19 protein-coding genes are annotated in these 24515 nt (G+C 36.6%); 1 reads left to right on the plus strand and 18 read right to left on the minus strand.

Annotated elements, in window-relative coordinates; translation table 11 throughout:
• Positions 1-138: 138 nt before the first annotated feature.
• The 14 genes from JP39_RS10005 to JP39_RS10070 all read right to left on the minus strand — a co-directional run bounded on the left by JP39_RS10005 (position 139) and on the right by JP39_RS10070 (position 19182).
• Positions 139-2082 carry a M13 family metallopeptidase gene (locus JP39_RS10005; RefSeq protein ID WP_082330691.1) on the minus strand — a complete coding sequence of 648 codons (1944 nt, stop codon included), beginning with the start codon at positions 2080-2082 and terminating at the stop codon, positions 139-141.
• Positions 2083-2683: 601 nt separating this feature from the next.
• Entirely contained in the window at positions 2684-3148 is a 465-nt protein-coding gene (locus tag JP39_RS10010) for a universal stress protein (RefSeq protein WP_041501214.1), read from the minus strand.
• A gap of 17 nt (positions 3149-3165) precedes the next feature.
• The gene (locus JP39_RS10015) at positions 3166-4386 is read right to left on the minus strand and encodes a carboxylate--amine ligase (protein WP_048699129.1); all 1221 of its coding nucleotides are present in this window, start codon (positions 4384-4386) and stop codon (positions 3166-3168) included.
• Positions 4387-5010: 624 nt separating this feature from the next.
• Positions 5011-6375, minus strand: coding sequence for a BspA family leucine-rich repeat surface protein (locus JP39_RS10020; protein WP_041501213.1), 1365 nt, complete (start codon positions 6373-6375; stop codon positions 5011-5013).
• 195 nt (positions 6376-6570) lie between these two features.
• Entirely contained in the window at positions 6571-8862 is a 2292-nt protein-coding gene (locus tag JP39_RS10025; RefSeq protein WP_048699115.1) for a BspA family leucine-rich repeat surface protein, read from the minus strand.
• Positions 8863-9441: 579 nt separating this feature from the next.
• Positions 9442-11352 (minus strand): asparagine synthase (glutamine-hydrolyzing), encoded by a 1911-nt coding sequence (asnB, locus tag JP39_RS10030; RefSeq protein WP_041501211.1) that lies wholly within the window; start codon positions 11350-11352, stop codon positions 9442-9444.
• Between the two features lie 14 nt (positions 11353-11366).
• Entirely contained in the window at positions 11367-12536 is a 1170-nt protein-coding gene (locus JP39_RS10035; RefSeq protein WP_041501210.1) for a metallophosphoesterase family protein, read from the minus strand.
• Between the two features lie 402 nt (positions 12537-12938).
• A complete protein-coding gene (locus JP39_RS10040) occupies positions 12939-13463 on the minus strand; it encodes a GNAT family N-acetyltransferase (protein WP_041501209.1) in 525 nt (174 codons plus the stop codon).
• A gap of 831 nt (positions 13464-14294) precedes the next feature.
• Complete coding sequence (locus JP39_RS10045; RefSeq protein WP_041501208.1) at positions 14295-14969, minus strand: hypothetical protein; 675 nt, start codon at positions 14967-14969, stop codon at positions 14295-14297.
• A 1-nt stretch (position 14970) separates the two neighbouring features.
• A complete protein-coding gene (locus tag JP39_RS10050; protein ID WP_041501207.1) occupies positions 14971-15786 on the minus strand; it encodes an ATP-binding cassette domain-containing protein in 816 nt (271 codons plus the stop codon).
• 2 nt (positions 15787-15788) lie between these two features.
• On the minus strand, positions 15789-16277 hold the full coding sequence (locus JP39_RS10055; protein ID WP_041501206.1) for a hypothetical protein: 489 nt from the start codon (positions 16275-16277) through the stop codon (positions 15789-15791).
• 236 nt (positions 16278-16513) lie between these two features.
• Positions 16514-17062 carry a DNA-3-methyladenine glycosylase I gene (locus JP39_RS10060; protein WP_041501205.1) on the minus strand — a complete coding sequence of 183 codons (549 nt, stop codon included), beginning with the start codon at positions 17060-17062 and terminating at the stop codon, positions 16514-16516.
• A 436-nt stretch (positions 17063-17498) separates the two neighbouring features.
• Positions 17499-17990, minus strand: a complete 492-nt coding sequence (locus JP39_RS10065; protein ID WP_041501204.1) for a universal stress protein — start codon at positions 17988-17990, stop codon at positions 17499-17501.
• A 79-nt stretch (positions 17991-18069) separates the two neighbouring features.
• Complete coding sequence (locus tag JP39_RS10070) at positions 18070-19182, minus strand: glycerate kinase (RefSeq protein ID WP_041501203.1); 1113 nt, start codon at positions 19180-19182, stop codon at positions 18070-18072.
• A gap of 65 nt (positions 19183-19247) precedes the next feature.
• On the opposite strand from JP39_RS10070, the gene JP39_RS10075 reads away from it, so the two are divergent.
• Positions 19248-20051 (plus strand): tyrosine-protein phosphatase, encoded by an 804-nt coding sequence (locus JP39_RS10075; RefSeq protein ID WP_041501202.1) that lies wholly within the window; start codon positions 19248-19250, stop codon positions 20049-20051.
• Positions 20052-20322: 271 nt separating this feature from the next.
• Here the strand turns inward: JP39_RS10075 and JP39_RS10080 are convergent, their stop codons facing one another.
• The 4 genes from JP39_RS10080 to JP39_RS10095 form a co-directional block, all read right to left on the minus strand.
• Positions 20323-21687: a BspA family leucine-rich repeat surface protein gene (locus tag JP39_RS10080; protein WP_169751885.1), complete on the minus strand. Its 1365-nt coding sequence runs from the start codon at positions 21685-21687 to the stop codon at positions 20323-20325.
• Between the two features lie 99 nt (positions 21688-21786).
• Positions 21787-22224: a hypothetical protein gene (locus JP39_RS10085; protein WP_041501200.1), complete on the minus strand. Its 438-nt coding sequence runs from the start codon at positions 22222-22224 to the stop codon at positions 21787-21789.
• A 620-nt stretch (positions 22225-22844) separates the two neighbouring features.
• Positions 22845-23600, minus strand: a complete 756-nt coding sequence (locus JP39_RS10090; RefSeq protein WP_041501199.1) for an ABC transporter ATP-binding protein — start codon at positions 23598-23600, stop codon at positions 22845-22847.
• Positions 23548-24498, minus strand: coding sequence for an ABC transporter permease (locus JP39_RS10095; protein ID WP_041501198.1), 951 nt, complete (start codon positions 24496-24498; stop codon positions 23548-23550). The genes JP39_RS10090 and JP39_RS10095 overlap by 53 nt, the downstream gene beginning before the upstream one ends.
• Positions 24499-24515 lie beyond the last annotated feature (17 nt).

The following is a 24515-nucleotide window of genomic DNA, read 5'->3' on the forward strand; positions in this document are numbered from 1 at the left end:
CCATAAACGTGCAACAAAACATAGCTTTTTCCGCTTAAAACAAATACCTCCAGCAATCCAAATCGGATTACTAGAGGTATTTGCCTTAATGCTCGAAAGCTGACCATGTTTTGTCACACTCTCGCTTATAATTTAATTTTACCAAATATTAACTCGCTTATCTGGATCTAACCACATACCGTCGCCTGGTTTAACATCGAATGCATCATAGAATTCATCCATGTTTTGAGCCATAACATTAGCACGCAATGGAGCTGGCGAGTGGACGTCAACTGACAAGAACATTTCTGTTAATTGCTTAGTTGACTTATTTCTCCAAACTTTAGCCCAGTTAGTGAAGAATGCTTTGACATCAAAGTCTGCGTCTTCCTTAGCTGCTTCTAGAGCACAACGTAATCCACCGACATCGGCCACGTTTTCACTGACAACCAAAGTACCGTTGACCTTGCTACCAGCGTATGGAATGCCGTCAAATTCATCGATCACTTTCTTAGTTAGTTCTTGGAACTTAGCGTAATCTTCTTTTGTCCACCAGTTGTTCATATTACCGTATTCATCAAATTGCGCACCGTTGTTATCAAAGGCGTGGGAAATTTCATGAGCGATAACAGCACCGATACCACCAAAGTTTTGACTGCTTGTTTGGTCCAAGCTGTAGAATGGTGCCTGCAAAATAGCTGCTGGGAATGTGATGTCATTTCTTGATGGATCGTAACAAGCGTTAACCATGTGTCCTGGCATCAACCATTTTTCACGGTCAACTGGCTTGTGGAATTGATCCAATGAATCTTGTGTAATAATCTTCTTGATTCGCGAAACGTTGTCATACAATGAATCATTTTCGTTAATTTGGAATTTACTGTAAATATCTTGAATCTTATCAGGATAACCAACTTTAATAACAATCTTATCAAGTTTAACGATAGCTTTCTTCTTAGTATCTTCGCTCAACCAATCGTTGTTAGAAAGTCTTTGCTCGTAAATTGAAATCATCTTCTTGACCATTTCACGAACGTTAGCCTTAGCTTTTTCACCAAAGTATTTCTTACCATAATAAGCACCGACAACTTCACTGAACATACCTGAAGCAAAGTGATAAGCATACTTAGTTCTATTTTGAAGTTCCTTGGCACCACTCTTAGCAAGTTGATACTCACCAATTGTTTGACGGAATTCTTCATCAAGAATTGAAGCGTTGCCTGTTAGGAATTTAACCATCATCCAAGCTTTAATATCTTCAAAAGTATCGTCATTAACTAACTTGTTCAAATTATCCAAGTATCTTGGCTCAGTGATAATAACTTTTTCAGGAGTATCGTTAATCAAATCTGTTACTAAACTCTTCAAATCAAGCTTGTCTGATTTAGTAATAAACTCGGTAAAGTCCATTGGGTTATAAACTTTTGTATAGTCAGCCCACTCCTCAGAACTCTTAACGATAGGAAGCAATGCCTTATCAAAAGCCAAAGCCTTATCGACGATTTCTTTAGCATCGTCCAACTTGTAGCCAATCATTGAAAGCAAACGGCCGGCAATTTCAGCGTATTTAGCCAACAATTTCTTACCTGATTCATTGTCTTTATCATAGTAAGATTTATCAGGCAAAATTAGACTAGCGCCACCGATGTACAAGGCATTCTTAGCGGTATCTTTCATATCAGCGTCAACTTCACCATCGATTGGCAATGGGAAACCATCTTTTGAAAGTTGAGCCATATTTTCACTTAAGTCTTGCAAATTGTTCAAATCGCTGATTCTTTGCATATCTTTCAAAATTGGTTGTTGGTGAAATTTACTCAAGTGGTCAACGTTATTCGTCAAACGATATAACTTAACAGCTTGTTCCATCAATTCGTCATCTAATTCTTTTTCCCCGTCAGCGAATTCATGGAATTCTTTCATCAATTTCTTCTCGACACCTTCGTCAAGATCCATGAAACCACCAGTACGTGACTTATCTGAAGGAATCTCAGCCTTTTCTTGCCAAGCACCATTGACAGCCAAATACAAATTATCTTTAAAATCGGCTGGCTTGGCGTTAACCATGTCACCTGCACCACCGACAACTTTACTCATTAACATATATAATTCACCGCCGTTATTTTTTAGTGACTACTATATCACTCTTTATAATTTATTAGAATATTTATGTTTCAGTTTTATTCTTTTCACTGCCGCCGGAGGGTATTAGAAATTTTCGCCTGCTGTGGGGACCGGTCCGAGCCAAAGTTCGGTCTCGGGCCTCGTTTTTGAGCCTTGCAAAACCGGCAAGTCTCAAAAATCGTCCTAGAGGAGTAAGAACGAGAAATTCACTCGTCCTAACTCCTCTTCCCACTGCCGGTGAAATTTCTAATACCCTCCGGCTCTGTTCTTCTGGAAGTTTTTAATACTTAGCAATGCTCTAAATCAAGAAACTCTTGATACCCTACTAAAAAAGCGGACATCTTATTTAGATTGTCCACTATTTTATTTGTTATTTATTTTTCGTACTTTTTTTGTAAGTGCTTTTTCTTTATTGGTAGATTGGGTGTTAAAACCTCTGCTTATATAGGCAGTGGCTCTAAAACGAGTTCCGCAGGCCAATTTCTTCCGCTTTGCCTAACTTCCCAAATCATCCGCAAGGTAAGCGGATAATTCGTGAAGTCATGCAAATGCTCGGAAATTCCCGGGCCTGCTCCACTCTCTATCTAATCACACTAACCGAGCATCTAGAATTATTCACAATCTTTGCAGCTTGCGAACCGATTGTATTACGTGTTCTGTTCTTCTCTTCAACACCAACAATCACTAAATCTGGTTTGAAACTTGGAATGACTTTATCAACTATTGTTGTACCTGGTGTTCCTTCTGTTACCATCAAATGGATATTCTTAACTCCATAGTCTTCGGCTTTTTCGCCATACATTGCTAGAAGTTCTTTAATCTCTTCACGGCGTTCTTTCAAAACTTCTGGATCTAGTGATTGAAAAATATTCAAATCGCCAGTTTCCAGCACTGAAACAATCCCTAGTTCGGCATTATGGTGTCTTGCTAGTGAACAGGCATAATTAAAAGCGTTTTTCGATGACACAAAATCGTCTGAATCGACACAGATTAAAATCTTAGAATAATCTACTTTTTTAACTTTGTATCCTTTTATTTCGTCCATCAATAAAGCCCCCTAAGTTATTTAAAGTCACGTCCTTTGTTCTCTTCGAAGTACTCATCAAATCTCTTAACGTAATTGTGGAACATGTATGTCAACAACATCCAACGTCTGAATGATCTGTCTTTATCATAGAAAACAGTTGTTCCAACGCGGTCTTGTTTGATTAATTCGTCAGCATATTTAGTTGCATCGTTTTTAGCAGCATACTTGTTGAAGACTTTAACTGGTACACCTAACCAAAGCTTATGTTGAGCCTTGTTCTTGTTGGCATAGACAGTTGGTTCGTTCTCAAGACTGCCTTCAACGTAATCTTCAACAACATACTTAGCTAAGTTATAGCCGTTCAATGTGACGAAGAAACTACTTCTACCTTGACGCAAGTTGATTTCAAAGAATTTGAAAGTATCGTCACGAGAGTCATACTTCATATCGAAGTTGGCATAACCAGTGAATTCAATATCTTCAAGAAACTTTTGAACACGGTCGTAAACATCCTGATTGAATTCAGGCACGATTGCAACGTAATTACCAATTGATTGAGGTGTTGGGTCTTCCAAAATTGGGTGACCTAAACACATCATCTTGACGTGGTGATCTTGATCAACATAGGCATTCAAAACACGCATGTTAGAGTCATCACCAGGGATAAAGTCTTGTAAAATCAAATCAGATTTATAGCCGTTGCCATAAATTTTACCGACAATACTCATGTATTCTTCTTGTGAATGGATAGTGAAAGCTTTCTTACGGCCTTCAAAATGAATATCCAACCATTCAACACTGTTAGCAGGTTTTAAAGCCACTGGGAAATCAAATGGCACATCCATATCCTGCTTACTTTCGTACATATCTTTTGTAATGATCTTTGTCAAAGGATGTGGCAAACCATGTTTGTCGGCAACATTATAAAAGCTCTCTTTATTATTCAATGATTTTAGTAAATCATAATCAACATATGGGCAGACAAATGTCTTTGATAATTCTTCTTTATGTTTGCTGATAAGTTCGGCATAACCATCACCACAACCAATTAAGATAACTGGTTCTTCGTGATTTTGGTAAACTTTAGCAATTTCACGCATTTTTTCAATAAAAACAGGGTCTTCAGAAAAGCCTGGGTGAAGTGTTAAGTTTAAGATTTTTGTATATCTTGTAGGTGCCAATTGGATATCAGCATAGGCCTTAACAGTGCCCCCATAAAGTTCATGGAAAGCACGAGCCATTCCGTAAACATTCATATCACTACCTAATAATATAGGCGTGAATTTTTTTCCTGATTCAGTTTCGATAGGGATCAACCTCTTACTATATTAAAATTCTATTTTTAAATTTTCACACATTTCAAACAAAATTATACCATATTCAATTTATCACAACGAGTATCGCTGTGGGTTTTAATTTCCTAGCCTTATCCTTTTCTTAATTTATCACTTGAAAAAGGCATAATACAGCGTATTTCTAATAAATCTGTTTGAGACAACTGATAATTATTTTATATCGGCGGTTATTAATATATCACATATTAACAGTAACGTCATAACGCTACCCTATTTGCTACACGCATCAAAAAAACTCACATCTACATGAAGTAAATGCGAGCCATCGCCTCTGATTATCATTGAATAATGTCGATTTCGTCGAAACAATCATTCATCAATAATGGTGATATATTTTTTGTCAGCCTTGATATTACAAGCTTCATGAATCGTTATTTGAAATAATTAATTATAAATCTCACTTGAAAAATCATTAATAATATCATGAACAATTACAATGATTTAAATTAACCGATAATCCAAATACGCAATAAATTCATGCTTTACTGCTATTGCATAACGACTGTAACGGTTTAAACAGCAACCTTAAGCATTCATCAAATCAACGCTATCAGCGTCAACAAACTCGTTAGTAGTTATTTGATAATACTTGTGATCACCGATCAATGCTTCTTTAGACGTTTGCCATGTACTCAAAGCACCCAAGCCACGGTTAGTTAGCTCTTCGGCACGACTATTAACTAAGTGTGTCATAACAACATCTTTCGTCTTAACAATATTTTGGAATTCTTGATAACGGTAGACATCTTCTGCTTTGATCCATGAATCGCCTACAACGTGATAATATTTTTGAGATCCAATTTGGAGTTGCTTATCACTGAACCAACTATAATTTTGACGCAATTGGTCGCCTTTATTAATTTGACCATTAGTGTTGTAAGTTTGAGCTGATTGGATATCAGGATGTACTGTGACATAATGCATGAATTTTGAAACTTTACCGGCTACTGTAGGCTTTGTTGGCTCTGCCTTTTCTGCTGGTTTTTCTTTTTCTTCAGGCTTAGTCTCAACCTTTGTCTCAGTCTTCTCTGCTGGTTGAACTTCCACTTTTTTCTCAGGCTTTGGTGCAACTTTTTCAGCCAATTGTACTGAAGAAGTAGGTTGTACCTTTGGCGTTACGGGCTCTGCAGGTTTTACTGCTTCGACGGGTTTATCAAAAGTAACTGTTCTAGGATCAACTTCAGATTCGATTTTTGTATAGTTAACTTTATCGTCACTGATTAAACCTTTATCTGTAGCGGTAACGTGTAAAATCTTTTTATCAGCGTTATAACCAATGATTTGTGGAACCATCATTTCAAAACTGCTGCCAATGTATTCTGGACGAATATCTTCTGGAACATCCATAACGATATCTTTGTTCAAATTATTAGCGATGATCAATTTGAAATCACCTTGGTAGGCCTTTTCAGGTTTAACGACCCAATTGCCTTTATCATGGTGTTTCAACAATTCAACTGAACTGATGCCTTCTTTGTTGGTTGGCTTAGGATTCTTAATCGTGCCAGTTCCAACATCAACCCAAGTCCGGTTGACCAGTTTTAAATTATGTTCTTTATTCTTGGGCACAACGAATTTTTCACCCAATTTGAGTGACTTTAGAGCATCGGAAGATTGGAACATGTTATCCATACTCTTAACATTTTTCGTGTCAAAGTTTGATAAATCCAACTCTTCCAAGGTTTCACAACCAGCGAACATTCCGTTCATATTAGTAACTTTTTTGGTATCAAAATTTGTAATATTAAGCATGCGTAAATCGCTGCAGCCACTGAACATCTGTGACATATCTTGGACACTATTAGTATTGAAACTGGATAAGTTTAATTCTTTTAGTGACCGACAATTTAAAAACATTTGGCTCATATTTGTTACATTGCTAGTATCCATTTTTCCACCCCTGATTCTGGTTCTAAGCAGAATTCCCCTAACGGCTTCTGTTTAGAAAAATATCAAGTTTACTATATCAAATAATCCTGTCCACTATTTAAGTTTGGCAATAGTTTTATTGTTTCTTAACTTTCAACCTTTAAATATTCTATAAAAAAAGCATCCAGTTTATCCTGGATACTTCCTAATTGTTATTTAGATATCTTTAATTACAGTTACGTCAGCTTTATTTACAAATTCATTCGTCGCTACTCGGTAATACTCACTGTCACCAAGTACAGCAGTTAAATCGCTATACCATTCAGTATCTGAACTTAATGCACGGTCAGTGACATTAGTACCTTCAGCATGAATCAATTGCTTAGCAGCTCCTGGGGTTGTTCTAATGATTATCTTATTAGCTTTATATACGTAAGCCTGACTAGCTTTGACCCACTCGTTGGTGGCAATTCTATAATATTGTATATCAGATTTTTCACTGCCAACATTGGCAACCTGGTCAGTATACCAACCACTATCAGCTTCTACAACCCGATCAGTAATTGGAACAAACTCTTGTCCTTCTTGTTTGTACAGAGTCACATTACCTTTGTCAGGATAGGTTACGACTGTTTGAACGTTATTAGATACAAAAATGTTTTGTGTCGTTCCACTGCTTGTCGGTATTTTCTTATAGTTAATAGTTTCGTCAGTGGTAATACCGTCTTTTGTAACCGTTGCAACAATCGTCTTTTTGTCAGAAGTATATCCCGTCTTAACGGGAACATCTACTGTTACAGGAATACCAATTTTTACGTATAGGTCCGGATAAACTGTATCAGCTGTCTTCTTGCCATCTATCATGGTTGGAACATTTAAGTTTAACTTAGCAATATCAATATCTGGTACAAATGCTCTTACACCGGTTTTACCAGTACCATCATAATATTTACTCAATCCGTCATTTTGAACCTGTGGATAGGCACTAAACATTAATGCCGTTTCTGGATTATCAACTAACCCATTTTTTTCAATACTAATCCATTTACTATCATCTGTTACATCAGTACCTACCGTAGGAATACTTTCGTCCCAAACAAATTTGTCCTTAGGTCCCAATACAACTTCTTTTATATTAGCCTCTGAAAAAAACTCGGAATATTTGGAATTACCTGTCATATTCCAATTACTAATATCTAGATTGTTAATATTAGCTCCTGAAAATATGTAATCCCAATTCTTAATTTTGCTACCATCAAAATTAGGAATCGAAACTTTATCAGTAACAACTCCATTAAACATATAATAGGCATTTTCAACACCGTCTGAATTAATTGTAAAATGAGGCATATTTATAGTTGTGACATTTGTATCTTCAAACATACCGTCAACAACGTCGGAACCCGTTAGTCCATTTCCATTAAAACTCGATACATCTAAAACGCAAGGTGCCTCTATGTCATTACTATTAGGCACGCTCATTGTATTTAAATTCTCAAACATATAAGACATATTAGTAACATTACTAGTATCAAAAGAACTTAGATCAAGCGCCTGAACTGACGCATTATTAAACATATAAGACATATCAGTAACATTGCTAGTATCAGCTTTAGACAAATCCATTTCTAAGACATGAGTGTTACCCATTGTACTCGCATATGTTATACCGGAAAAGAAATTACTTGAATCTGTTGGGAAATAAACTTTCTTTGCCAACGATGTATCGACTTTAAAAATATGATTCAGCATCAAGTCATCATTAGTCAATAATTCTTCTGTATACACTTTATCTAGGGTTCCATCAAGAAGATACAATGTATGTGTATCATTAGTTATGAAATATGGTGATGTTCCATCCATACCACTTTGATAGATACCTTCTTGCTTGATTTGATTTGGAATTTGATTATCAGCAATTGTAAATTGGGTACCTGACATTGGTGAATTATTCGTGTTATCAGCAAAAACTGCGTCAGGATTATAATTAGGCACTATATCCTTTGGAGCAGTGCCTGCTCCGGTTTCTGTTGAATCTTTAGTAGGAGCACCTTCCTCATTTAAAGACGCAAATTTTGTTACTTTTGTCTGTTTATCTTGAGATACATTGTCATTATCAGCAACAGGATTCTTTGTAACCTGAATATTTTCCGGTTGTACTTTATTAGTGGGATTTTGTGTTGTTTGTTCAATCCCTCCGTTTAAACTCTTAGTAACAGCACCATTGTCAGAAGAAGATTGACCACTGCCCACACTTTCAGAACCGTTAGCATCATTTGAACTTGTAGTACTACCATCTTGAATACTGTTTCCTTGCACTACAACATTATCTTCTTGTGTTGTATTATCACTTGTAGCATCCGCTTGAACTAACATCCCACTAGTACCCAAAAGTATTAGCCCGCTAGCAAATGCTAAAGATGATGAGATCACCCAACATTTACCTTTCCTATACAGCTTTTTTCTAATAATCGAATTAGGATCTCTTTTCAATTGATTAAACCTCATTAGTTGCCTCCCTGAAAAGTCTATTTAATTAATAAACTCTCTTATCAAATAACAAATATCAATCAATACCTTTAATGCCTATACCCAAGTTACAGATTTTCTTTAAAACTTTCATTCTGACGTCAAAATATCCGTAATCAGTTTAATAGTAACGCTATAAGTAATTTAATAAATCATTTGATAAAGCTTATTTCATTATTTATTTTGTTTTGTATTTAATAATCAAATATCAGAATATTATTTTATGTAATAAGCTTTGAACTCGTTGATTTGCAGACTTATATATCTTTTTTAATAAAGTAAATTTAGATATAATTATTCAATAAAAAAAAGGAGTTGTTTCCCGCTTGATATAACATCAAGTTGGAAACAACTCCTTTTACTTTTGATAAATTACAAAAATCACTAATAATATTAGTATGTTCTTAAATATTTGTTTATATAGGCAGTGGCTCTAAAACGAGTTCCGACAGGGCAACTCCTTCCGCTTTGCCTAACTTCCCAAATCATCCGCAAAGTACGCGGATAATTCGTGAAGTCATGCAAATGCTCGGGAGCTGACCGCCCTGTCTCCACTCTCTATTTTTCTTCGTCTTCTGGTACAAAAACCTTAGGATCAACGTCTGGTTTCTTACCACCATCGATAAAGTAAACTTTATACCAAATCAAGAATGTATAAATTGTCCAAACTTTACGACGATCATCGTTTTCTCCACGATAACAGCCATCTAGCATCTTCAAGATTGCGTCTTGGTCGAAGAATTCTCCGGCAAAGTCGGCACTGAACAACTTACGGAAGTCTTCATAAACTTCTTTTGTTCTGATCCAGTCACGGATTGGAACTGGGAAGCCTAGTTTTTCACGTTTAGCCCATTCTTTTGGAAGTGCTCTTTCGGCAGCTACTCTTAATGCATACTTGCTATCTTTACTGTTCAAAAGATACTTTGTAGGTACGCCGGCTGCTACTTTGGCAACTTCTTTATCTAGGAATGGTACTCTTAATTCCATTGAGTTGGCCATACTCATACGGTCAGCTTTTAGGATGATGTCGTTTGCCATGAATTGGTGAAGATCTAGGTATTGCATCTTCTTAACTTCATCGTTATAGTCACGAACTTTGTTGTAACTTCTCATAACGATGTCATGTACTGAACGTGATTTTTCAAATTCTGGTTTAACTAAATCTGCTGCTTCTTTTTCAGTAAAGATCTTAGCTTGTCCGATAAAGAATTCTTCAGCCTTAGCTGTTGATTCGTACAAGTGCAATCTTCCTGGGAAGTTAGGCATCTTCTTCAAACCACGAGCTAACTTGTATTTAACGCCCTTAGGTAGTTTCTTCAAGTCTTCAGCAACGACACGGATAGCCTTTGAATGTGAGTGGAATCCATAATTTGCATATCCAGCAAACAACTCATCAGCGCCTTCACCTGAAAGGATAACGGTAACGTCACGGCTAGCTAATTTTGTTAAGAAGTATAGTGGCACACTTGATGGGTTGGCATCTGGTTCGTCCATGTAGTATTGGATTAAAGGAAGTGACTTAATAGCTTCTTCTTTTGTAACGATACCACGTGTATTTTCAAGGCCTAATTTGTCGGCTAATTCCTTAGCAGCAGTACCTTCTTCATACGTACTTGTATCGAAATCGATTGAGTAAGTATGTTGTGGTTTTAAAATAGCTGTAACGTAACTTGAATCAACACCACTTGAAAGCAATGAACCAACTGGCACATCACTGATTGAGTGTTCTTCAACTGAATCACGCAATGATTTGTCAATTCGTTTAACAGTTTCTTCGAATGACAAGTTATTTTCTTTGAATTCCATATCCCAGTACTTCTTGATACTTAGCTTGCCATTCTTAAATGTAAAGTAGTGGCCTTCAGGAATTTTGAAAACATTCTTGAAGAAAGTTTCATTCATAGCTGAATATTGGAAAGTCAAATATGGCTTCAAGGCAGCTTTGTTTAATTCCTTCTTGAAATTAGGTTCCTTCAAGAAAGATTTGATTTCTGAACCGAAAATAAATGTACCTTCACGATTGTAATAATACAATGGCTTAATACCAAAGAAGTCTCTAGCACCAGTAATATCACCAGTCTTGAGATCATAAATTACAAAGGCAAACATTCCACGGATTTTCTTCAACAAACCTTCGATACCCCATTCTTCAAATCCATGAAGAAGGACTTCAGTATCAGTATCAGTTGTAAAAATATGTCCGGCTTTCTTTAGTTCTTTTCTAACATCTTGATAGTTGTAAATTTCACCGTTGAAGATGACGGCTTTTGATCTATCTTCGTTATAAATTGGTTGCATACCACTGTTAATATCAATGATACTCAAGCGACGGAAACCTAACGCAGTGTCGCCTTCTAGTAGTTCACCTGAACTGTTTGGTCCACGGTGTTTGATCGTATCCATCATAGCTTCAATTACAGGCTTCTTATCTGCAATATTTTTATCTACGAATCCGACAATTCCACACATAAAATAATTCTCCCTTATATTTCAAAACTTACATACCTTGTTGCGGCTCCGTAACCATAAATCTGTAAGCGTAGTTTATTCGGGTCGATATTAATGAAATACCCTGCTAATTCAGAGATTTCATTATAACGTCTATCCCATTTTTTGTTATAGTCTGTTGTTAAACCGTGCTTCTTCCCCATAAGGGCCGAACAATTTAATATTATATGATTAATTTCAGAAACTTTGTAGTTTTTTTCGTAATGCATGTGTCCACAAATATAAGTCGTTACCTTAGAAATGCCGGTAGACGAGAAATCGTAGCGAATATTTACACCAAAATCTCCGGTTAATTCATTTTTCAATTGTCCAGAAGCTTTGTTATTGAATGCAACCAATAATTGTTGCACCAAGTCACCATTAAAGTTTAACGCACTCCGTCCACTTGGACTGATAATATTTGCATGTCCCATCACAACGACATGTTTATCAACAGTGCGCTCCAAAACAGTAGTTAAATCCTCAAGCTGTTGTTCCCTGACTCCACGAACTTTCTTGAAATCATATTTCTTGGAACCATTACTTAAAATATAAGGAATATCACTCGTATCGATGAAGACAATTCGTATACTGCCTTTATCGAACCAGCCTACTCTCGAAACGGGATTCAAACGTTGAATCTCAGATTGCTCATAATCGTATTTAGTTACTAGTGAATCATAGTCATCTCGGTGAAATGAAGCAGTTTTAAAGAAACGATGTTCATCATATTTATCATTTTCGTCATGGTTACCTTCAATAATAAAAAATGGGGCCTTGCTTGCCTGATAATTTTCAACCGCAAACTTCAAAATACCCCGACTTATCTCAGGTTTGTCGCTGCCATCCATCAAATCGCCCAAATGAACATTCAGATCGACTCCTAGGTGGTCACTGACATAATTGGCCTCAATAATATGCCGCATACCATTGATTCCATAATAGGAAGAACTGACAACGGCTTTAGCATGAGTATCAGTTAGAACGGAAATTGTAACTGTATCATCATTGACATTAGGTAAGACATTATTTTTATAAACACCTTCGATATAATCAACGACAAACGGTCTCGGCTTTAATCTTCTCAAAAAATTATCTGTTTGAGTTGAAATAAATTCTGAAGGTCTAGGTGTAAGCACACTTCTTGCAATATTTTTGATTTTCAATTTGCAGTTCTCCCAATATCCAAACCACGGATATAAATATAGTACTAAAGGTTGAAAGTTTGCTCTGTCATTTCCAGAGCTGAGCATATTCATCTGCTGTGCGGCACGGTTCGAGCCACAGTGCGGTCTCGAGCCTCGGTTGAAGCCTTCCCAAAGGCCGGAAAGTCTCCAACTCGTCCGGTGGTGTAATGGCTGAAGCCATAACGCCACTTTCGCTGCTGATGAATACGCTCAGCTCTTCCAACTAATTATTTTCTATAATAACCTCAGTTAGAAACGCTATAACGTGGCTACATCAAGCTTTCATTTTTTAACCTTTAGATATAATAAAAAAACCATCTTAACGATGGTTAATTATGGTTCAATTATATATCAAAAATGTGAAAAATTATCTTTCAAAGTTTATTTCAAAAGAATTTGGTATGCCTTTCTTACACCAAGATCTTCGTCCATCGTAATCGTTCCTTTTTCTTCAAAACCGCTGGATTCGATAATGTGTTGCATGACTAAATTGTCCGGATGCGTATCGATTCTGACATCACAGTAGCCAAGGTGATATGACATTGTTAATAGTTGTTGAATTAATGCTGAACTGAGGTGTTCGCCTTGGTGATCAGCTTCAATCGCTATACGGTGAATCACGGAATACGTTACGTCAGAATTGCTTGCCCATGACCCAGAAGTCATATCTTGATAATTCTGATCGTAGCCTTGTTGCAATGCAGCAACTCCGACAACTCTACCATTTAATATTAAAACATAACTTATATCTTCTTGAATATCTTGTTCCAAAATCTCATCATTGGGATAACCATTTTGCCACTGGTTAACACCACGGTTCCGTAAGGTTTTCTTTGCACTATCGATGATTTTAATAATTCTTGGCAAATCGTCAAGGGTTGATTGACGCAAATAAATATTACTCATTAAATAAATGCCCTCCTTATTTCGTCAGAGCTAAAGTTGAAAACTATCATTTGTGTTGTGCCGCCTACGGTCATCAGAGAATATGGGTCTGCTGTGGGGACCGGTCCGAGCCAAAGTACGGTCTCGAACCTCGATTGGAAGGCTTTCCAAAATTCGGAAAGTCTCCAAACTCGCCCCGTGGTGTAATGGCTAAAGCCATAACGCCACCTTCACTGCATACCCATATCTCTGATAACCTCCGGCTAAGTTATTTTCAAGATGATTACCTTCATCTTTTACTTTAAATAATCGCTTGATAAATAACTTTACACGATTACTTGAAACCTAACCGTCAGTTAATTGGATTGCATATTCAAAAAATATCAGCCCAACTACATTACATCAAATTATGTTTATATTAAATTTACAGGCTCAATTAAAATCTATTAATACATAACGTATGGTGCCCAGTTGATAACCTATCACAAAATTTCATAGCCTAAACCCACTTGAGTATAAATACATTCGAATACTCTTATATTCAATTAATACTAATTAACTAGTCGGAAGAGCTGGGAAATATTTGTGTGCCGTGGTTCGAGACCGCTTTTTGGCTCGGACCGTTCCGCACAGCTGGTGAATATTTCCCAGCTCTGTAGACGGCATATTTAACTAATACCACACGTTAATAAATAACATAATCAAACAAGCCTATAAAATACTAGCCGGAGGGTAATTGTGATTTAGTCAGATACGAGATATCTCACAGCAAACTAAATCGCAGTCACTCTCCGGCGACAACTTTAATCCATCAGAGTATTAAAACAGAAAAACCTACCTCATTGCAACACTTTAGTGCATTTTTTTTGGACGATATATCAAACTGCTTATTATGAACAAAACTAGTCCATATAAGAATGTTTGGCCTGTAATCGGCAACAACTGCGGTATGAATGGTTTACTCTGCAAAGTTACTATTATTTTTGATAAAGGAGGTAATAACCACTCCACGTAATCCAATAAACTGATCACGCTGCCTGATAATGCTAAGTAGACGAAAACTAACACGCCCACTTGTCCCAGGCTCGAATGACGGCCCCATTGGGTTTTAAATAATGTTGCAATCGAACTGCCTAAGAATCCGACTGCAATTAATGTCAAAATTCCGACCGTATCTAATAAAATATTGCGGTTCAAAATTAGACTGAAAATAAAAATCAAACTGCCTGAAAAGATATTTACAATCAGCGCTACCAAAAATTGGCTCAATGTATCCGCCCAATAACTGGCAACTTTCTGCTTTAAATACTTGTTCTGTCGACTGTCATTGTGATAAAGGTTCATCGTGGCAAATAGCGACAAGAAGAAGCTGCCAATCAACAATAGGCTGTATTTTTTTATCGAATCGATTCCGAGCAAATGGTCGGCAGTCAATCCGAAAACGATAATGGCAAAAAGCATCGTCAAATACCAGAAATCTTGAAAAATTAGTTGCAGATAACTTTTCAAGAAGATTCTAACCTTCATCTCATAAAACCTCCTCTAGATGATAGTTAAGTCGCGTCATCTTCTCTACCATAGCATTTTTCAACGCCAAGGGAATATCTAACTTGACGACATTGTTGAGATTCGAAGTGATGTAGCGCTCAATATCTGAAGTTACTGCCACCGAATTTGGGTGCACGCTAAAAATTAGCCGACATTTCAACTCTTTATTCGTCGTAGATTCAATTTTTGTCAGCTTATTCTCAGCCAAAAGATAACCAGTATCCAAATATTGGCTGACTTCTTTGTCAAAACTTGTCGCACTCAAAATTATGCCTGAGCCATTCTTCTTCAAATCTTGCATCAAACTCAACATATTCTTGATAGTTTTCTTCGATTGAAAGGCAAATGGTTCATCCAACAACAAGACATTAGGGTGCCCAGCCACCGCTGCTAAGAAGTCAATCCGTCGTCTTAAACCAAGCGATAATTGGCGGACAGGTTGATTCAAGTACGGACTGACACCAAGAAACGTAATCATCCCTTGCAACTGTTCTTTTCTAACGGCTAAATCTTTTGAAATCCGTCGAATATTTTCCAAATACTTGGCAACTGTTTGATCTACAACCTGCGGATTATCTTGGGGCAAATAGCCGATTCTAACCCCTGGAGTGTATTCAATCGTGCCACTGTCAGGTGTTTGATAATTAGCGATTGCCTCTAAAAGCTGAGTTTTACCACTGCCATTGTCGCCGTTAATGCCGATTATTTCGTTTTGGGATAAAGAAAAAGCTACATGCTTGAATGCAAAGTAGCCATTGTTTTGCAATGATAAATCATTGACTGATATTAATTTCATAATTATTGCCAAGCCTCAATAGCGTGTGCTGCTAGTCCAATTGAAAGAACAGCGTCTTTTGAAAGCGAGTTTCTGACATCAGCGACAATTGTATTGTCATAAACAGCGCCAATAACAGTAAAAGCAAAGCTGACCAAATTTAGATCAGTTTTAACTTTATAGTCTCCGCCAGCATATGGATCTTCGTGATTGTAAGTAAAGTTGATTTCGTGAGCATCCAAAGAACCATCAACGTGATTTACTTGAACACGGTCATGCAATTCGCTCAATTTGTGAGTTGGGCTTTGTAAAGTCAAACGGTGATCTGATTCATTTTGGTAGTAGTCATCTTCAGTCATATCAAAGTATTCCTTGATAGGCTTTCTCAAAACTTCTAGTGAGTCCAAAATATCGTAGACTGCTTGAGCCTCGAATGTTTGTGACTTTTCTTCAATCTTATTGCGATCTTCATATAGCTTTTCAGCTAATTTACTAATTGTTTCAGAATTCATATTTCTCCTCCATATTGCTAAAGGTTGCTTGTTTGTTTTTGGTTCTTACTGTCGCTTATGTATAACGTCTTCTTAATAATCTATTATACTTTAACTCTGTAAATGTTTAAATTACGTCTCTCAAGATTGAAAAACAAAAGTTTAATATAACTATTATTTTAACAATCCTAATAAATTAGTTGGAAGAGCTGCGAGTATTCATCAGCTCTGGAAACGGCACAGTACTATTATACTAATTAATACTTGAAATCACAGGCATCCACATGATCATTGATCACGCCGACTGCCTGCAAATATGAATATATTATTGTTGGACCGACGAATCTAAAACCACGTTTTTTCAAATCCTTACTGATTCTTTGCGACAATTCGGTTTGAGCAGGCACTTCACTCATATCACTATAATGATTAATTATTGGTTTATTATCAACAAAATTCCAAATATATTCAAAAAAGTTTTCTCCGTGTTGATGCATTTCCTGAATTAACTTGGCATTATTGATGGATGAATCGACTTTTAGACGGTTGCGAATGATACCTTTGTCTTGAAGCAATACATCTCTTTTGGCTTGGTCAAAGGCAGCTACTTTATCAATATCAAAATTATCGTATGCTTTTCGATATGTTTCGCGGCGTTTGATAATTGTTGCCCATGAAAGTCCAGCTTGAGCTGCTTCTAGTGTTAACATTTCGAAAAAATAACGTTCGTCATGATTGGGTGTGCCCCATTCATTATCGTGATAGGACTGCATTTCTTCAGAACTATTAGCCCATTCACATCTCATATGGTTTTCCTCCAACAAAAAAGCCGGCATTGTGCCAGCTTTTTATTTTTTTTCGTATTTTTTGGTTAGGGCTTTGAAATGGATAAGTGATTTCGTTTTAAAACATTTGCCATCTGGTCAGTGGGTTTTAAAACTTTTTATATAGGCAGTTGAGTTTTAGCCCGTTTTTATATAGGCAGTGGCTCTGAAACGAGCTACACAAGGGCAACTCCTTCCGCTTTTCATATTTAAGCAAATCACACGCAAAATCGGCGTGCAATTCACTTAAATACGAAAATGCTCGGGAGCTGACCGCCCTTGTTCCGCTCTCTAACTGAAACGAGTTCCACAAGCCAATTTCTTCCGCTTTGCATACCTTCCCAAATCATCCGCAAAATACGCGGATAATCCGTGAAGCTACGCAAATGCTCGGAAATTCCCGGGCTTGCTCCACTCTCTATTTCTTGTGCTTCTTATCCACCAATTTCTTATTATCAATATCAGTTCTAACAATAATAACATCGGTTCTAGCATTTCTTGTAACGTACTCTGAAACTGAACCTACTAGCAATCTTGTGACTGCATTCATACCTGTTGAACCGATCATGATCAAATCGTTCTTGTATTCTTCGATAAATTCTTGGGAAATAACTGTCTTTGGTTCACCGAAACGAACGTGGATGTCGATGTCGTCTTCTTTGAAACCATCCTTAACAGCGCCCTCTTTTAATTCGTTAAGATATTTTTGGGCATCTTCGGATAGTTGGTAAATAACGTCCCCGTTAAGCATTCCACCATGTAAACCGATGAATTGTTTTGTATCTAGCACAGTCAAAACGTCGATGTGACCACCGTTCATTTTGGCAACTGTGACAGCTTTTTTGAAAGCCATTTCTGCTTCATTTGATCCATCTACCGGAACCAAAATTCTCTTATAATCTTGTTCCATAATTCAATCCTCCAATGCACTTATTGAAAATCCTTTGTTTTAAGATTAATGCATTCATATATATTATTCAATGAAATAACTATTTAAAAGCTAAAAGAGTTCGTGCCAATTGGTTGGCTACGGATTCATAGTTTTCAAAAATTGTGATTTCATCGTCATATTCCGTCATCTGTGTGGAAAATATCCCTGTGAATAGTTGTTCATAATTATTAAAATTATCAACGAAATTATTGCACAAAACAAACGTAGGAATTTTTTCTGATCCTGCCACCCGACTCAAGTGATACAAAATATCATCATGCATCGAATCTCCAGAAATTTTATCAGTGGCTGTAATCAATATATCCGCCGAACGAATGGTGTCATTCATCCCTGTAACTTTAGCGACCCACTCAAATGACGAGCGTGAAATCCGTGCATTAATCATTGCTAACGCCCCTGCCAACGTCTTAATTGAATCCGAATGTGGCATCGGGTGTATATCTAAATTATACTTCTGATTCATTTTTTCGGTAATATAAACTAAATTATCTTCCAAAAAACTTTCCTGCGCCTCGTTCAAATACTCTACAGTATCACTGAGTCGGTAGGAACTTGAGAAATTTAACAGAACATTTATCCGTGTCCTTTTTCCCAACAATTCATAGACATCTTCCAAATCGATTCTATTAACGTTTATCAGCGGATTTTCACCTTCTGGTATCAACGATCCAGATTCATCATAAATCTTGGCTCCAAGCGCTTGTAAGACTCCTAAGCCACCATCGGCTACGGCAGTCTTCCCCAAACAAAGAACAATATTGCGAATTCCACTCGTCACAGCATCAACAATCAACTCGCCGATACCATAACTTGTCGCATGAAACAATTGATCACGCGATTTATTTTTTGCTAAATCTACACCTACGACTTGTTCAGAATCAATAATAGCGGTATCTTGACTGTCGATATTAGTAACAAGATATCGTCCAGTTTTACTAGTCCAAAAGGCATCAAAAAACGGCAGTTCACTCCAGTGACCACCAATTGTGTGCTCAACCAAAGCTGGCATACCATCCTTGCTGTCCGTTACTGGCATGGTCGCAATTTCAGCATTTGGCAGAGCACGTAATATTCCACTATATATAGCTTGACCGATTTTTTCCGAGCTAACATGATTACTGTATTTTCCGGGTGCAATAATGAACTTCATAATAAGGTAACTCTTTCTTTTTGTTATAATGGATACGTAGAAAAAAACAACCGAGGTAAATGAGAATGGCTAACGATAATGAACGTGTTTTAAACCTTGAAAAAGGTGTTAATTTCCGTGAACTTGGCGGCTATCAAACAACCGATGGCAGAACGGTTAAATATCACAAGATTTTGAGATCAGCTGGATTAGCTGACTTAACTGACGCAGACCTTCAATATTTGAAGGATTACGGTTTGAAGATTGACGTGGACTTCCGTTCGAAACAAGAAATCGATAAGAAACCCGACAAGCGTCCTGCAGGCGTACGTTACGTTTGGGCACCTGTTTTTGAAGAAGATGAAACTAAGTCATCTGAGGTACAAAGTGACAGTTACATTCCTGAAATTGACGGTGATCCTACCGATGGATATGCACATATGGTTGACGTTTACCGTGATATTATCACAAAGGATAGCTCAAAAGCTGCTTATCGAAAATTCTTTAACCAATTATTACTAAATAAGAACGATAACGAAGTTTTGATTTTCCACTGTAGTGCTGGTAAGGATAGAACCGGTATGGGTGCAGTCTTCTTGCTCACAGCTTTGGGCGTTCCTTTTGAAACAATCAAAGAAGATTACCTATTAACTAATGTAGCTAACAAAGAATTTGTGACTGACCTATTAGGCTTGTTGGATTCCAAAGGCTACAAGGACCCTGACGTTATCAATTCTGTTAAAGACTTAATGACTGTTCATTATAATTACTTAGCCACCGCTATTAAGACTATTAATAAAACGTATGGCAACATTGATAAGTATATCAAAAATGAATTGAAGGTTAGTCCTTCTGAAATCGAGTCATTGAAGAAGATTTACCTGGAGTAGCCGTTTCCAGAGCTGAGAGTATTCAGCTGCGGCACGGTTCGAGCCACAGTGCGGTCTCGAACCTCGGTTGAAGCCTTTCCAAAGACCGGAAAGTCTCCAACTCGTCCGGTGGTGTAAGAGCTAAAGCTCTAACGCCACTTTCGCTGCGGCTAAATACTCTCAACTCTTCCAACTAATTTATTTTAATAAACGGATTTCTTAAAATTTAATATTACAATTGAACGTAAAAAGAACATTCCTTTTCTTAATCAGGAATGTTCTTTTTTACATTTTAATAAATATCATCTGCAGAAACTAATTCATTCGTTGCTACTCGATAATACTTATTTCCATTAATCATGACAATTCTATCTGTAAACCAACTTGTTCCAGTCTGTAATGCTCTATCTTTTACTCGTTGTCCATGAGTATTAACTAACATTGCAAGTCGTTTAGTTTTAACATTTTCAATATTTGATTGATAGCTATAAACATTTGAACCTTTAATCCATTCATTAGTCGCAACGCGCAAGTACAATATTCCATCAATCGTTACCTGTCGATCACTGAACCAATCAGTATTTGAGGCCAACATTCTATCAGACCTAGTTAATTTTGTACCATCTAAGTTATACAAAATAACATTGCCCTTATCATTAAATGTTGTAATTAAGGTATTCTTCCTAACAACTTCAGTAGTATTTTTTATATACTTTACTGATTCAGATGTGGTTGCAGTTCCATTTGCATTAATTAAGACAGTAACAGTCTTTTTATCCGATGTGTATCCATCCGTTTGAGGTACATCTACAGTTTTCTTTTCATTAGCTTTACCAGAAACTTGAACTTTAATATCACCTAAGTTTGTTGAAATAGTTACATTAGCTTTTATTGTATTATTTTTATCTTTTTGTGGTTTAGTTTGCGATGAAGAGTTGTTTCCCGTTCCAGATGGGTTTGAAGGCTTTTGTAATCCTCCATTATTTGACTCAGAAGGTTTGGAATTTAAAGTATAATGTACTATTTCTTCAGTTGTAATAGTTCCATAATTATTAATAAACGCTGTAACATCTTTCTTGTCCGCTGTATAGCCCTTTATAACTGGCACTTTTACATTGACACTATTTCCAGAATTAACAGTAATATTTTCAATTACTTGATCACCCAAATTGCTTGGAATTATTAGCACATGATAATTCACAATAAAAGTTTGACGTCCTTTATTTCCCATACCATCGTAATATTCGGACAAAGTATGGCCATTTGATTCATACGAAGAAAATGTCATGTCTTTCTCCAAATTGCCATCCTCATCAATAGCTCTCCACACTAATTTATTCTTATTGGGTATAACATCCTTCTTAGAAAATTTATTTCTAGCTCCTAATGTAATTCTTTCTAAATTAGTCCCTTCAAATATTTTATTAGAATTCGTAACTTTTCTCATATCAAACTCAGAAATATCCAAATTCTGTAATTTTGAAACACCGGAGAACATTTCAGACATGTCAGTCACATTCTTTGTATCCAAACTGCTATTTAAAAATACTCTTTCTAGATTACTATCGTTTTTAAACATTCCACTCATATTTGTAGTCACATATTCTTTACCTGATCCTGATATCCCTAGGCTATCCATATATTTCAATGATGTCATATTAGCAAACATTAAAGAAGCATTTTTAGTCTCGCTTAAATCTAATCCCCAACAATCAAACTCAATAACATTTGAAAAATAATCTGCAAATAGTGATGATTAATTTTCTGGGGTTTTTAAACTGAAACTGGCAAAACGCGTTTCAATTTTTTTAATTAATTGACCATATTTTCTACCTATATTTTGAGTATCAGTAACGGACAATTCTCCTTTGAGAAAATATAAAGTACCTTTTTTAGAGATTATATAATTTGCAGTACCATCTTTTCCATAATCTAATACATCGTCCTTACCTAATCCATCTGGTAATTCAAAATCAATCTGTTCTTTAGTATTAGAACCCATTTCATCATGATTTGAATTACTTAAATTTGCTTCTTTAACATATGATTGCTCACTACTACTAAGTACACTTTCTGCATTAACGATTGTTGCCGTCCCCAGCATTGCAACTCCCCCAAGTGCAAGTGCTGATGCCACAACCAATTTCTTCCTCATAATTGAGTCTGGGGCTTTTTTTATTTGCTTAAACCTCATAGTGTGATGTTCCCTCCTAGTTTAAAAAACTATCTAAATTTGTAATACCTAAAAATCTTATCAAATCTAATTTTTTCTAGTTTATAAATTTTGAAGTTATTTTAAATTCAAAAATGCCGGTATCTCCCAATTCTTTGCACAATAAAAGTATATTAATATCGGTTGTTCCACAAAGAATATTTTTGAGTTCACAATTAATAGATGACAATCAGTACACTATTTTAAAAAACAACGACAGCCACACCAACCGGAGACGAAAAAAATAAATAAACTTCTCATTTTCGGAACATTGGAATCATAATTTCTTCACATTTTCTGGTTATGATGTATTTGTAAGTTAAAGGAAATCAAAAAGCCTTAACTTATCCCCCTATAAAGTTAATCTTCATATAAAAAACATAGATATAGAATGATTCACATTCAAAAAACAAGTTGTAACTCATCCTTCCCCCTGATAAATGGGTTATACAAATAAAGACTAGTCACTGAATCCTACTTCAGTAACTAGTCTTTTTATTTGTGTCGTCTCCGATTGTCAGTATACAGTCCTGCTATGGGGACTGGTACGCACTGCTCGTGAATATTCCCCAGCTCTGTAGACAGGATATTTCAGAAATTTTCTATTCAAATGCCTGCAACAATTGAGCTGTATCTAAGCTCTCTTTTTCAGCGCCTCTGACATCTAACTTAATTTGGCCATCTTGCACCATAACTAAGCGATTGCCATACTTCAATGCATCTGACATTTTGTGTGTAATCATCATGGTCGTTAAATGTTCTCTTTGAACCATTTCGTTCGTTATCTTCATAACCTCTTGGCTCGTCTTTGGATCCAACGCTGCTGTATGTTCATCTAACAACAACAATTTTGGTTTGCTCAAGGTTGCCATCAACAATGACAATGCCTGTCTTTGACCGCCTGAAAGATATTTAACTTGTGTATCCATGAAATTTTCTAGTCCCATGTTCAAGGTCTTTAACAACTCCTGATACTCTTCGACGTCGCCTTTTCTTTGGTACCACTTCAAGTTGATGGTATTCGTGTGACTTTGGGCTAAAACTAAGTTTTGCATAACTGTTAAATCACCAGCCGTGCCCATTTTTGGATCTTGGAACACTCGCGACATCCAGCGTGAACGGTAAGCAATCGATTTTTTGGAAACATTGTGAGATGCTAGGTCAATTTCTCCGGCATCAGCGTGCAAAGTTCCAGCAATGGTATTTAGCAAAGTTGATTTTCCGGCACCATTGTTACCTATTACGGATATAAAGTCGCCTTCATCTACTTGTAAATTAATATTTTTCAAAACGTGGCGTTCATTATCAGTCCCGGGAAAGAATACCTTTTGTAGGTGCTTCACTTGTAATACCTTCATCAGCTTTATCCTCCATTTGTTCTAAATACTTCTTCAATTGACGTTTCGTTCTGATTCTTGTTTGAATAATTGGCACGCAGATTACGATTACCAAGATGACTGCGGATAAAATTTTCAAATCATCTGGTGGGAACCCTAGTCCCATGGCAACCGTTAAGAGTAGTCGATAAACAATTGCCCCAACGACCATAGCGATTAATCTAGTCAAAATATTGTGTCCACGTAGGAAAATTTCTCCGACTAACACTGATGCCAAGCCAATTACGATAGTTCCAATTCCCATGCCGATATCAGCGTAACCGTTACTTTGAGCGATTAATGCACCTGATAAAGCGATGAATCCGTTGGAAATCATGTATCCGAAGATAATCATCCCATCCGTGTTGATTCCGTTGGCAGCCGACATGTTCTTGTTATTACCAGTTGCCATCAGTGACAAACCTAATCTAGTTTTGAACATTAAATATAAAATTGTGACAACGATACCGGTAACAATTAATCCCAAGACGATTGTTTGGATTTCTAAACTCCAACCAGCTGGCAAATATTCGGTCAAAACTTTTTCATTCAAGAGCGGCACGTTAGATTTACCCATGATGTGCATGTTGATTGAGTACAAACCAGTCATTGTTAAAATACCGGCTAAAAGTGAAGGAATGTGTAATTTAGTATCCAGAATTCCCGTTATCAGTCCCGCCAAACATCCAGCAACGAAACCTGCCAAAGCAGCAACAATAGCTGACTGTCCTTTTAACATCAGACTGACTGCAACGGCAGCACCAAAGGGAAAACTGCCTTCAGTCGTCAAATCAGGTATATCTAAAATTCTAAATGTGATGAAGACACCAATCGCTAACGGCGCCCACAGTAATCCTTGTCCAAGACTAGATATAAGCATATTTCTACCTCCAAAAA

The sequence above is a fragment of the Companilactobacillus heilongjiangensis genome (genome assembly GCF_000831645.3).
Taxonomy (GTDB): Bacteria; Bacillota; Bacilli; order Lactobacillales; family Lactobacillaceae; genus Companilactobacillus; species Companilactobacillus heilongjiangensis.